Origin of the sequence: Bradyrhizobium sp. ORS 375 (genome assembly GCF_000239775.1) — a bacterium.
GTDB lineage: Bacteria > Pseudomonadota > Alphaproteobacteria > Rhizobiales > Xanthobacteraceae > Bradyrhizobium.
Genome location: NZ_CAFI01000084.1, coordinates 1 through 12,865, shown reverse-complemented (window position 1 = coordinate 12,865; position 12,865 = coordinate 1). Strand labels below are relative to the sequence as shown.

The 12,865-nt window shown below is 65.9% G+C and carries 10 protein-coding genes; 7 read left to right on the top strand and 3 right to left on the bottom strand.

Annotated elements, in window-relative coordinates; genetic code table 11:
- From topA to BRAO375_RS07330, 7 genes are all read left to right on the top strand, one after another.
- Positions 1–2,650 (top strand): type I DNA topoisomerase (gene topA / locus BRAO375_RS07360; protein ID WP_035639421.1); only part of this gene is annotated, 2,650 nt, incomplete at its 5' end.
- A gap of 4 nt (positions 2,651–2,654) precedes the next feature.
- A complete protein-coding gene (gene rnr, locus BRAO375_RS07355; protein WP_009026835.1) occupies positions 2,655–5,045 on the top strand; it encodes a ribonuclease R in 2,391 nt (796 codons plus the stop codon).
- Positions 5,042–5,485 carry a DUF983 domain-containing protein gene (locus BRAO375_RS07350; protein ID WP_009026834.1) on the top strand — a complete coding sequence of 148 codons (444 nt, stop codon included), beginning with the start codon at positions 5,042–5,044 and terminating at the stop codon, positions 5,483–5,485. The genes rnr and BRAO375_RS07350 overlap by 4 nt, the downstream gene beginning before the upstream one ends.
- Before the next feature lie 39 nt (positions 5,486–5,524).
- Positions 5,525–6,283, top strand: coding sequence for an NUDIX hydrolase (locus BRAO375_RS07345; protein WP_009026833.1), 759 nt, complete (start codon positions 5,525–5,527; stop codon positions 6,281–6,283).
- 365 nt (positions 6,284–6,648) lie between these two features.
- Entirely contained in the window at positions 6,649–7,974 is a 1,326-nt protein-coding gene (locus BRAO375_RS07340; RefSeq protein ID WP_009026832.1) for an LLM class flavin-dependent oxidoreductase, read from the top strand.
- A gap of 119 nt (positions 7,975–8,093) precedes the next feature.
- Positions 8,094–8,261, top strand: a complete 168-nt coding sequence (gene rpmG / locus BRAO375_RS07335) for a 50S ribosomal protein L33 (RefSeq protein WP_008960778.1) — start codon at positions 8,094–8,096, stop codon at positions 8,259–8,261.
- Between the two features lie 228 nt (positions 8,262–8,489).
- Positions 8,490–9,842, top strand: coding sequence for a globin-coupled sensor protein (locus tag BRAO375_RS07330; RefSeq protein WP_009026831.1), 1,353 nt, complete (start codon positions 8,490–8,492; stop codon positions 9,840–9,842).
- Positions 9,843–9,860: 18 nt separating this feature from the next.
- On the opposite strand, the gene BRAO375_RS07325 is transcribed toward BRAO375_RS07330, so the two are convergent.
- The 3 genes from BRAO375_RS07325 to BRAO375_RS07315 all read right to left on the bottom strand — a co-directional run bounded on the left by BRAO375_RS07325 (position 9,861) and on the right by BRAO375_RS07315 (position 11,567).
- Positions 9,861–10,091, bottom strand: a complete 231-nt coding sequence (locus tag BRAO375_RS07325) for a hypothetical protein (protein WP_009026830.1) — start codon at positions 10,089–10,091, stop codon at positions 9,861–9,863.
- A 103-nt stretch (positions 10,092–10,194) separates the two neighbouring features.
- Positions 10,195–10,884: an aspartate/glutamate racemase family protein gene (locus BRAO375_RS07320; RefSeq protein ID WP_009026829.1), complete on the bottom strand. Its 690-nt coding sequence runs from the start codon at positions 10,882–10,884 to the stop codon at positions 10,195–10,197.
- Positions 10,885–11,168: 284 nt separating this feature from the next.
- Positions 11,169–11,567, bottom strand: coding sequence for a DUF1127 domain-containing protein (locus BRAO375_RS07315; RefSeq protein WP_009026828.1), 399 nt, complete (start codon positions 11,565–11,567; stop codon positions 11,169–11,171).
- Positions 11,568–12,865 lie beyond the last annotated feature (1,298 nt).

Here is a 12,865-nt window from a genome sequence, read left to right as displayed (position 1 = left end):
CGACCTGCCGGCGAAGAACGGTTCCGTCGATCCGGAGGAAAATTTCCGGATGATCTGGGAGGTCGACCCGAAGGCTGCCAGCCGACTCAACGACATCGCCAAGTCCCTGAAGGGCGCCGACCGCCTGATTCTCGCCACCGACCCTGATCGCGAGGGCGAGGCCATCTCCTGGCACGTGCTGGAAGTGATGAAGGAGAAGCGCGCGCTGAAGGATCAGAAGATCGAGCGCGTCGTCTTCAATGCCATCACCAAGCAGGCGGTCTCCGAGGCGATGAAGAATCCGCGCCAGATCGACGGCGCGCTGGTCGACGCCTATATGGCGCGCCGCGCCCTCGATTACCTCGTCGGCTTCACACTCTCCCCCGTGCTGTGGCGCAAGCTGCCCGGCGCGCGATCGGCCGGCCGTGTCCAGTCGGTGGCGCTGCGCCTCGTCTGCGACCGCGAGCTTGAGATCGAGAAGTTCGTTCCCCGCGAATACTGGTCGCTGATCGCCACCCTGGCGACGCCGCGCGGCGACACGTTCGAAGCGCGCCTGGTCGGCGCCGACGGCAAGAAGATCCAGCGGCTCGACATCGGCACCGGCGCCGAAGCGGAAGACTTCAAGAACGCGCTCAACGCCGCGACCTACTCGGTCCTCACCGTCGACGCCAAGCCGGCGCGCCGCAATCCGCAGGCGCCCTTCACCACCTCGACCCTGCAGCAGGAGGCCAGCCGCAAGCTCGGCTTTGCTCCGGCGCATACGATGCGCATCGCGCAGCGCCTTTATGAGGGCATCGACATCGGCGGCGAGACCACCGGACTCATTACTTATATGCGTACCGACGGCGTGCAGATTGCGCCGGAGGCGATCACCCAGGCGCGCAAGGTGATCGGCGAGATCTACGGCAACAAATATGTGCCGGACAGCCCCCGCCAGTATCAGACCAAGGCCAAGAACGCCCAGGAGGCGCACGAGGCGATCCGCCCCACCGACCTGTCGCGCAAGCCCGCCGAGCTGCGCAAGCGGCTCGATGACGACCAGGCCAAGCTCTACGAGCTGATCTGGACCCGCACGATCGCGAGCCAGATGGAATCCGCCGAGCTCGAGCGCACCACCGTCGACATCACGGCCAAGGCGGGCGGACGCACCTTGGAGCTGCGCGCCACCGGCCAGGTGATCAAGTTCGACGGCTTCCTCGCGCTCTATCAGGAAGGCCGCGACGACGAGGAGGACGAGGACAGCCGCCGCCTGCCGCAGATGAGCCAGGGCGAGGCGCTGAAGCGCCAGAATCTTGCCGTCACCCAGCACTTCACCGAGCCGCCGCCGCGCTTCTCCGAGGCTTCGCTGGTCAAGCGCATGGAGGAGCTCGGCATCGGCCGGCCCTCGACCTATGCCTCGATCCTCGATGTGCTCAAGGCCCGCGGCTATGTGAAGCTGGAGAAGAAGCGGCTGCACGGCGAGGACAAGGGCCGCGTCGTCATCGCCTTCCTCGAGAACTTCTTCCGCCGCTACGTCGAGTATGATTTCACGGCGGATCTGGAGGAGCAGCTCGACCGCATCTCCAACAACGAGATCGCCTGGCAGCAGGTGCTGAAGGATTTCTGGACCGGCTTCATCGGCGCCGTCGACGACATCAAGGATCTGCGCGTGGCGCAGGTGCTCGACGCGCTCGACGAGATGCTCGGCCCGCACATCTATCCGCCGCGCGAGGATGGCGGCGATGTCCGGCAGTGCCCGACCTGCGGCACGGGACGGCTCAATCTGAAGGCCGGCAAGTTCGGCGCCTTCGTCGGCTGCTCGAACTATCCGGAGTGCCGCTACACCCGGCCGCTCGCCGCGGACAGCGAGGCCGCGGCCGACCGCATGCTGGGCCAGGATCCGGACTCCGGCCTCGAGGTCGCCGTCAAGGCCGGCCGGTTCGGGCCCTACATCCAGCTCGGCGAGCAGAAGGACTATGCCGAGGGCGAGAAGCCGAAGCGTGCCGGCATCCCCAAGGGCACCCAGCCCTCGGACGTCGATCTCGATCTGGCGTTGAAGCTGCTGTCGTTGCCGCGTGAGATCGGCAAGCATCCGGAGACAGGTCTGCCGATCACCGCCGGGCTCGGCCGCTTCGGGCCGTTCGTCAAGCACGACAAGACCTATGCGAGCCTGGAAGCCGGCGACGAGGTGTTCGACATCGGCCTCAACCGCGCCGTCACCTTGATCGCCGAGAAGGTCGCCAAGGGTCCGAGCAAGCGCTTCGGCGCCGATCCCGGCAAGGCGCTGGGTGATCATCCCTCGCTCGGCCCGGTCGCCGTGAAGGCCGGCCGCTACGGCGCCTATGTCACCGCGGGTGGCGTCAACGCCACCATCCCCGGCGACAAGGAGAAGGACACGATCACGCTTGCCGAGGCGATCGCCCTGATCGACGAGCGCGCCGCCAAGGGCGGCGGCAAGCCAAAGGCGGCAAAGAAGTCAGCGAAGAAGACCGCCGCCAAGCCAAAGGCCGGCGGCGACGACGACGACACGCCGAAGCCGGCGAAGAAGACCGTCGCCAAGAAGGCCGCGGCCAAGCCGAAATCGGACTCCACCAGCAAGGCGCGTGCGCCGGTTGCCAAGGCCGCCAAGACATCGGCCAAGCCTGCGACCAAGGCCACGCCCAAGAAGAGCGCCGGCAAGGCCCGCGGATGAGAAAATGATCAAAAAGCGCGACATCGGCTTCCCTCCGCGGGAGGCCATCGTCGCCTTCATCCGCGCCAATCCGGGCAAGGTTGGCACCAAGGACATTGCGCGTGAGTTCGGCCTGAAGAACGCCGATCGCGCAGCCCTCAAGGAGCTGCTGCGCGAGCTCGTCGCCGACGGCACCGTCAAGAAGAGCGGCCGCAAGAAGATCGTCGAGCCCGCGACATTGCCGGCGACGGTTGTCGCCGACATCACCGGCCGCGACAGCGATGGCGAGTTGATCGCCAAGCCCGCCGAGTGGGACGAGGCCGAACAGTCCGAGCCGCCCCGTATCCGCATCTACGCGTCTCGCCTCGCCAAGCCAGGCGCCACCGCCGGCGTCGGCGATCGCGCCCTGCTCCGCGTCGAACCGATCAACGATGCCGACGGCGTCGCCTATCGCGGCCGCGTGCTGAAGGTGATCGACCAGGCGCGCAACCGCGTGCTCGGCATTTTCAAAAGCAACCCCAATGGCAACGGCGGTCGCCTCATCCCCGTCGACAAGAAGCAGGCGGGCCGCGAGCTGTCGATTGCCCCGGGCGATACCCGGGACGCCAAGGACGGCGACCTCATCAGCGTCGACATGCTGCGCGGCCGCGGCTACGGCCTGCCCGCGGGCCGCGTGAAGGAGCGCCACGGCTCGGTTGCGACCGAGAAGGCGATCAGCCTGATCGCCATCCATGCGCACGAGATCCCGATGGAGTTCTCGTCGGCGGCGATCGCGGAAGCCGAAGCGGCGCAACCGGCGACCTTGAAGGGCCGCGAGGATTGGCGCGAGCTGCCGCTGGTCACGATCGATCCACCCGACGCCAAGGACCATGACGACGCCGTTCATGCCGAGCCGGATCCCGATCCGAACAATGTCGGCGGCTTCATCCTGCATGTCGCGATCGCCGATGTCGCCTACTATGTGCGGCCGGGCTCGGCGCTCGATCGTGACGCGCTGATCCGCGGCAACTCGGTGTACTTCCCCGACCGCGTCGTGCCGATGCTGCCGGAGCGCATCTCCAACAATCTGTGCTCGCTGGTGCCGGGTGAAGCGCGCGGTGCGCTCGCGGTGCGCATGGTGATGGGCGCCGACGGCCGCAAGCGCTCGCACTCGTTCCACCGCGTGCTGATGCGCTCCGCCGCAAAACTCTCCTACGCGCAGGCGCAGGCCGCGATCGACGGCAGGCCGGATGACGTCACGGGTCCCCTGCTCGAGCCGATCCTCAAGCCGCTCTACGCCGCCTACGAGGTCGCCAAGCGCGGCCGCGACGCGCGCGATCCGCTCGACCTCGACCTTCCCGAGCGCAAGATCCTGTTGAAGAAGGACGGCACCGTCGACCGCGTCGTCGTGCCCGAGCGCCTCGACGCGCACCGGCTGATCGAGGAGTTCATGATCCTCGCCAACGTCGCAGCCGCCGAGGCGCTGGAGAAGAAGGCGCTGCCGCTGATCTACCGCGTGCATGACGAGCCGACGGTCGAGAAGGTGCATGCGCTGCAGGAGTTCCTGAAGACGCTCGACGTGCCCTTCGCCAAGTCGGGCGCGCTGCGGCCGTCGCTGTTCAACCGCGTGCTGACGCTGGTCGCGGGCCAGGATTACGAGAAACTCGTCAACGAGGTCGTGCTGCGCTCGCAGGCGCAAGCCGAGTACTCCTCGGAGAACTACGGGCATTTCGGCCTGAACCTGCGCCGCTACGCGCACTTCACCTCGCCGATCCGCCGCTACGCCGACCTCGTCGTGCATCGCGGACTCTTACGCGCGCTCGGCCTCGGCGACGGCGCCCTGCCCGACAGCGAGACGCCGGATCATCTCGCCGAGGTCGCGGCGCAGATCTCGGTGACCGAGCGGCGGGCGATGAAGGCCGAGCGCGAGACCGCCGACCGGCTGATCGCGCATCACCTCGCCGACCGCGTCGGCGCCACCTTTCAGGGCCGCATCTCCGGCGTCACCCGCGCCGGCCTTTTCATCAAGCTCGATGATACCGGCGCCGACGGCCTGGTTCCGATCCGAACCCTCGGCACGGAATATTTCGATTACGACGAGACGCGCCACGCGCTGATCGGCCAGCGCAGCGGTGCCATGCACCGGCTGGGTGACGTCGTCGACGTGCGTCTGGTAGAAGCTCAACCGGTGGCCGGCGCACTGCGGTTCGAGCTGCTGACGCAGGCCGACGTGCTGGTGTCGCGGCATGCGCGCGGCGCAGGCCCCAGGCGCAAGAATACCGTCGGGACGCACGCCAAGGCGAGCAACAAGGCGGCCAAGCGGGGCAAGTCCGAAGCTCGCACGAAGCATAAAGACAAGAGCCGTAAGAAAAACCAGAAGGCAGGGGCAAAACGCAAGCCCGGCACATCGAAGAAAGGCCAATCATGGACGCCATGAGTTCAACGCCCCGGGCATTGCCACAGACCTGGACCCGCGACGCCGGTCTCGCCGAGAAGCGCGACGTCTGGACCGCGATGAAGCGCGGCCTGCGCGGCCGCTGCCCGCGCTGCGGCGAGGGCAAGCTGTTCCGCGCCTTCCTGAAGGTTGCCGACAATTGCGACCGCTGCGGCCAGGATTTCTCCGGCCACCGCGCCGACGACCTGCCGGCCTATCTCGTCATCGTCATCGTCGGCCACATCATCGTGCCGATGGCGCTGTCGATCGAGACCAACTACGCGCCGCCGGTGGCGCTGCAGCTCGCGATCTATCTGCCGGTGACCTTGATCGCCTCGCTCGCGCTGCTGCAGCCGGTCAAGGGCGCCGTGGTCGGGCTGCAATGGGCGTTCCGCATGCATGGCTTCGACGACAATCCGGTCGAGGGCATCCCGCCGGTGTGAGCCGACAACGGATCAACTAATAAGAACAAGCGGGGGGACATGAGCGAGACGGCACAGGCGACGAGCGCACCGGCGGGCAAGCCCGCCGAGAAGGAAGCGGACCACCATCCCTACACCAAGCCGCGTGATGCCGCGACCCTGATCCTGGTCGACCGCAGCGGCTCCGTGCCGAAAGTGCTGGTCGGCAAGCGTCACGACAAGGTCGTGTTCATGCCCGGCAAGTTCGTCTTCCCCGGCGGCCGCGTCGACAAGACCGATCACCGCATTCCCGTCGCCGCCCCGATGCCGGCCGAGCTCGAAGCCAATCTGTTCAAGGGCAAGCCGCAGACGACGCCATCGCGCGCGAAATCGCTCGCGGTCGCAGCGATCCGTGAGGCCTGCGAGGAAACCGGCCTCTGCCTCGGGCGCAAGGTCGACGGCCCCGCGCCCAAGCTTGACGGCCCCTGGGCGCCGTTTTCGGAAGCCGGCCTGCTGCCCGATCCCTCCGGCCTGTTCCTGATCGCCCGCGCCATCACCCCGCCCGGCCGCATCAAGCGCTTCGACACCCGCTTCTTCACCGCGGACGCCTCCGCCATCACCCACCGCGTCGACGGCGTCATCCACGCCGATGCCGAGCTGGTCGAGCTGGTCTGGGTGGAGCTCGGCTCCAAGCCGCTCGCCGACCTGCACCCGATGACCAAGAACGTCCTCCACGAGCTCGACAAGCGCTTGGCCACCGGCCCGCTGCGCCACGACGCCGAGGTGCCGTTCTTCCACTTCTACGGCGGCAAGATGCAGAAGGACGTGCTAGGCGCGTAACATCAAAGCGTCATTCGCTTCTCGCGAATGATCGCAGCGATCGCGCTATGCCTTTCTTGCGCTGGCAGCGCGATGGGCGGTCGCGCCCCACAAAAAGTGTCGTCCCGGCAAACGCCGGGACCCATACCGCGGAATCTCTCTTTGGCCCGGATGGCAAAGACCGTGCCTCAAATATCCTTCAGGGAGTATGGATCCCGGCGTTCGCCGGGATGACACCGTTTTCTGAGCCACCCGCGTTGCGTCACCGCGAAATGCGCGTGCTACGCGGGGCATCAAAAACGAAATCGTGTTCTGCGGCGGGTTGCTGACATGCGGTCAGGAGGTTCCTATCTCCTGAATGACAGCAACTATCCGCGGATGCCCTCATGGCCCCTCGTCAACTCAAGCTCGGCGCGTTCATGCGCCCGGTCTCGATCCACACCGGCGCGTGGCGCTATCCCGGCGCCTGGCCGGATGCCAATTTCAATTTCGGCCATTTGAAGCAGCTGATCCGCAAGCTCGAGGCCGGCAAGTTCGACGCCTTCTTCATGGCCGATCACCTCGCCGTGCTGAACATGCCGATCAATGCGCTCAAGCGCAGCCACACCGTGACCTCCTTCGAGCCGTTCACGCTGCTGTCGGCATTGTCGGCCGTCACCGAGAACATCGGCCTGATCGCGACGGGATCGACCACCTTCGACGAGCCCTATCATGTCGCCCGCCGCTTCGCCTCGCTCGATCACATCTCCGGCGGCCGTGCGGGCTGGAACATCGTGACGACGTCGAATCCTGACGCGGCACTGAATTTCGGCCTCGACGAGCACATGGAGCACGCCGAGCGCTACAAGCGCGCCCGCGAGTTCTACGACGTCGTGACCGGCCTGTGGGATTCCTTCGCCGACGACGCGTTCGTGCGCGACGTCGAGAGCGGGCTGTTCTTCGAACCTGACAAGATGCATGTGCTCGACCACAAGGGCAAATACCTGAAAGTCCGCGGGCCGCTGAACATCGCCCGGCCCGTGCAGGGCTGGCCGGTCATCGTGCAGGCCGGCGCCTCCGAGGACGGCAAGCAGCTCGCCGCCGAAACGGCGGAAGCCGTGTTCACCGGCGGCGGCAGTCTGGCGGACGGGCAGAAGCTCTATGCCGACATCAAGGGCCGCATGGAGAAAATTGGTCGCAACCCCGAGCATCTGAAGATTCTGCCGGGCGCCTTCGTCGTGGTCGGCGACAGCGACGCGGAGGCCAAGGAGAAGCGCGCGCTGCTCGACAGCCGGGTGCATTACGACAGCGCCATCGCCTCGCTGTCGGTCATTCTCGGCACCGATGCCTCCGGCTTCGATCCGGACGGACCGCTGCCCGAGATCCCCGAGACCAACGCCTCAAAGAGCGGCCGCCAGCGCCTGGTCGACGTCGCCGCCCGCGACAAGCTCACGGTGCGGCAGCTGGCGCAGCGGGTCGGCGGCTATGGCGGGCTCGCCTTCGTCGGCAAGCCTGCGACCATCGCCGACCAGATGCAGGACTGGCTGGAAAGCCGCGGCTCGGACGGGTTCAACATCATGTTCCCGTTCCTGCCCGCCGGGCTCGACGACTTCGTCGACAAGGTGATTCCCGAGCTGCAGCGCCGCGGGATCTTCCGGACCGAGTACGAGGGACCCACCTTGCGCGACAATCTCGGCCTGCCCCGGCCGAAAAACCGCTTCTTCGAGGCCTAGGGGTCCCAGAATCTGGCCCGGCAACCTTGACTTTGGGGGCTGGCTGGGTAGGTTGCCGGCCAACGGCGCCCCCTCTTTGGCCGGTGCCCACCCTATCCCCGATTCCAGAGGTTCAAGACATGGCCAAAGCGGTCACCATCAAGGTCAAGCTCGTGTCGTCGGCCGACACCGGCTTCTATTACGTTGCCAAGAAGAATTCGCGCACCATGACCGAGAAGATGGTCAAGAAGAAGTACGATCCGGTCGCGCGCAAGCACGTCGAATTCCGCGAAGCCAAGATCAAGTAAGCGCAAGTAAGATCGCGGGACTGCGTTCGACTTCGACGGGGCCGTTTCGGCCCCGTTTTTTATTGCCTGATGCCGACTTCCACCGACGCCATCGGCTCCCGGTAACATTCTCCGCCCAGTTGAAATTTGGTTCCCTCCGTAAGGAACCGTCAACCAAACCCATGCAATTCTGGGGTAACGAGGCACCCTGCAGCGCGGCCTCTCCCTTGCGTGATTTGGGCACAAGCGATGACCGACCTGACGACCCTGCAATCCCGTCTCGACTTTATCGGCATCGACAACACCACCCGCGAGCACCTGCGCGAGCTGCGCCCGCTGATCGGCAAGGTGCTGCCCGGCCTGCTCGACAAGTTCTATGCCCATGTCGGCAAGGTCCCCTCGCTCGCCAAGATGTTCTCCGGCCAGGCCGCCATGCGGCATGCCTCCAAGGCTCAGTTCGACCATTGGATGTCGCTGGCGACGGCCAAGTTCGACGCCGACTACGTGACATCGGTGACCCGGATCGGCCGGGCGCACAACCGCATGGGGCTGGAGCCGCGCTGGTACATCGCCGGCTATTCGCTGATCGTCACCGGCCTGCAGCAGGCGATCGAGACCGAGCTGTCCGACGGCTGGTTCGGCGGCCAGGCCGCACGCGAGAAGAAGGGGGCGCTGCAGGCGGCGATCACCAAGGCGGCGATGATCGACATGGACCTCGCCATCTCCGTCTATCTCGACGCGGCCAAGTCCGAGCAGCATGTCGCCATGCAGCGCATGGCGGACGAGTTCGAATCCACCGTCGGCCAGATCATCAACAAGGTCCATGCCGATGCGCGCACGCTCGAGGTCTCGGCCAACACGCTGAGCAGGACCGCCGAGCAGACCCAGCAGCTGTCGGGCAGCGCGGCCGCGGCCTCGACCCAGGTGTCATCCAACGTCCAGTCGGTCGCTTCGGCCGCCGAGGAGATGACCTCCTCCGTCCACGAGATCGGCCGTCAGGTCACACAGTCGACGACGATCGCCAAGGAGGCTGTGCGCCAGATCGAGCAGACCGATGTCGGCATCAGCGAGCTGTCCCGCACGGCCGAGCGCATCGGCGATGTCCTGAAGCTGATCACCTCGATCGCCGCGCAGACCAACCTGCTCGCGCTCAACGCGACCATCGAGGCGGCGCGCGCCGGCGAGGCGGGCCGCGGCTTTGCCGTGGTCGCCTCCGAGGTCAAGGCGCTGGCGTCGCAGACCGCCAAGGCCACCGAGGAGATCGGTCAGCAGATCGAAGGCATTCAGAACGCAACGCAGGCCTCCGTCGCCTCGATCAAGCAGATCGGCGGCACCATCCAGCAGATCTCGGAGATCGCCGCCGGCATTGCGGCCGCGGTCGAGCAGCAGGGCGCGGCGACGGGCCAGATCTCGCGCAACGTCCAGGAGGTCGCCGGCGGCACCGCGCGCGTCGCCGGCAATATCGCCGACGTCAGCAAGGGTGCCGACGCCACCGGCTCCGCCTCCACTCAGGTGCTCACGTCAGCACATTCGCTGTCGCGCGAGAGCGACCGGCTGAAGGACGAGCTGGAGAAGTTCTTGCGGAAGGTGCGCGCCGCCTGAGCGGCGCGACGTGACCGACTACATGCCGTGGCTCTGGAACACCGCGGAGCAGCGCTTGCTGAGCTTGGCGCGGTTCTGCGTCAGGCAGTTCTGCACCGCAAAGTCGTCACCCATCTGACTGCGGCAGAAGCGCTTGGCGTCGGGCGCGCACGCCTTCTGCTCCTGCGGCGTGCCCATGTGGCCTTGCGCCATGGCGAACGACGGCAGAACGGACAGCGACACGGCAACGGCAAACATCAGCTTTGTCATCGGGGCTCCTCCTTGGGAGGAAGACAAACGTCCGCCACGCCCGGCGGTTCCGGCGAAACTCCGGAGCTAACACCAGCGCATGCCGCAGCGTTGGGTCGAGAGACTAAGCCACCGCTCGCGCGAGCGCCGCACGCGCGAGCAGCCGCGTCGAGTCGAGTGTCGGCAGCGGTGAGTTGGCGTCGTCGATGATCAGCGGAATCTCGGTGCAGCCGAGCGCGACGGCATCGCAGCCTTTCGCCTTCAGCCGGGCGATCATCGCCTGGAACGCGGCGGTCGATGACGGCTCGAAGCGGCCATCAACCAGCTCGTCCATGATGATGCGGTTGGCCGTGATACGGTCGTCGTCATCGGGACGCTCGAAGCTGAGGCCGTGCGCACTCAGGCTGTCAGGATACACATTGCTGTCGACCAGCCACTTCGTGCCAGTGATGCCGATCCGCTGGTAGCCCCGCCTGACCGCTTCCTTGGCAACCTCGTCGGCGATGTGGAGCCACGGCAGCGGCGAATGCGGCAGCACGAGCGGCAGCGCCTGGTGAATGGTGTTGTCGGGGCAGATCAGAAAATCCGCTCCCGCCGCCGCGAGCGTGCGTGCCGATGTCAGCATCAGCTCGGCGACGCCGTCGAGATCGCCGCGATCGAGACAGGCCACGTAGTCGGCGAGCGACGGCGTGTGCATCGACACCTCGGGATGGGCGTGCGGCCCGAGCCGGTCGGCACCCTCCTTGCAGATCGTGCGATAGCACAGCGCCGCGCCTTCGGCGGAGCAGCCGACGATACCGATATGCTGAGTCATGCGTCGTCTCGTCCTCTCATCACGGCCGGCATCGTAGCGCAAAAGGCGATTGCACATGAGCATCACATGAAGATGCGACGCATGACCTCTCCTCCGTCATTGCGAGCGGAGCGAAGCAATCCAGAGTCCTTGCTCGGCACTGGATTGCTTCGCTCCGCTCGCAATGACGGTGTCGCAAGCAGCGCGGCTCATCCATAAGGCGCGTCACCGGGAACAGGCAACGGCAGCGTCAGGGCAGACCTCCACGGATCCGCCCTGGCGCCAGCACCGCGTCTTCTCCGCAACTACATCACGCCGCGAGACATCATGAGATGCGTCGCATCGAATTTGAGCCGTTCGAGCGCGCGGTGCGCGGCGAGGTGCTCGATGTCGCTTCTGCTCAGGCCGATGTCCAGCAATTGCGCCTCGCTCAGGTCGCGCAGATGGACTCGCATCTTCCGCCGCCGGCGGCTCTCCTGAAACGCCTGCCAGGACTGACCGAGCCAACTGAACCGGCCTGCCGCCGCGCCTGGCGGCGCCGCCGCATCCTTGTCAGACACGACGCGCAACGCTGCGGTGGGTACGTTGGGGCGCGGCGCAGCTTGCACGGCCGCGACGTTCGCTTTGGCGGCGACGGTACGAACGAGACCGAGCGGCGCGGCATCGCGCGCGGTCTCGGCAGTGAGATGGGTCTGAGGTGGCATCGGTCGCTCCTGCTGTGTGATGCCGGCAGGGAGCGTGGCCCAACAAAAAGGCCCCGTCCGATGCCGGCGGGGCCTGGTGGAATGATCGTGTCGTCGAAATCCTAGCGCACGACTCCTCCCACGGCCCGGCTACGGCGGGTCGTATTTTTGCGGTAGGAATGGCGCACGACGTTGATCATGATTTGCAAGTACCACGGAGATTGATCGAGATCAAGCCATGTAGTTCCGTTGCGCGTGGCTGAGCACCCATGCGCTAAGCTAGGTCTGCCTCGCCTCCACCGAAATCAACGGAGACATCCAGCACGGACCAGCGCGGTGTCATCAGCCCTACCAACTCACGGCGCCGTCGGAGCGGGCATACATTTATCGACGATGAAGCCAGCCAACCACCCTGCGACGCCTCCCAAGAGCGCCAACGTCCAAACATTGCTCTGAACCCTGAGCGCCTCGAGGATCAGGACGCCGCACAACATCAGCATGCCAGTCAGGGCACCCATTAGAACACTCACACGGATCGGTCTCATACCCCGCCTCCTAACAACATCTGGCGTTCCAAGCACTTCTAGCATCATATGCGAAACAGATCACGTGCCGAGACGTCGCGGCACGAGATCGACCGAGATCAAAAACAGCCCTCCAGCATGGATGGCGCTGCGCCAGCAAACTATTTTGCTCAATCGTTTCAAGCGGATCACATTGATCAGCCGCCATCGGCAGAAGATTCTTATTTCGCTTTTACAGAATTTGTGCTACACCTCGTCCATCCCACCTCGCCAAGAGGGGCGCATCGCGATCGTCACGAGCGTGAGGTGGGTTGCGGTGGGCGTGTCGGGGTGCAGCGTGGCTTGTCCGCGCCGACGAACATCCCGGTGCGCACGGTGAAGCCGTGTGGTCCTGGCCTCCCGACGCTGAGGCCAAGTCAGCGCTTGCGACGAGCGCGCTGATGACGGGGGCAAGAACGCCGGTCCCCGGGGAGAGCATGGAGTAAACCGTAACGCCATCGCGCAGGGAGGGCCGGATGTCCGGTCCGTACCTGTGGTTCTGCCGCGTGCTTTTTTGCTGCACGCGGACCATGGGTGCGACCCGCACCCGGCCTTCCCTGCGCCCTCTGTTCTCGAAGAGGGTTTTGATGGGCACAACTCGGGCGCGGAGGCGCGGCGAGGATGATGAGTTATGTCTTTGAGTCCGCAGCCGCACAACCACTGTCATTCCGGGGCGCCCGAAGGGCGAGCCCGGAATCCATAACCACGATCGGGAGTATGGATTCCGGGCTCGCGCTACGCGCGCCCCGGAATGAC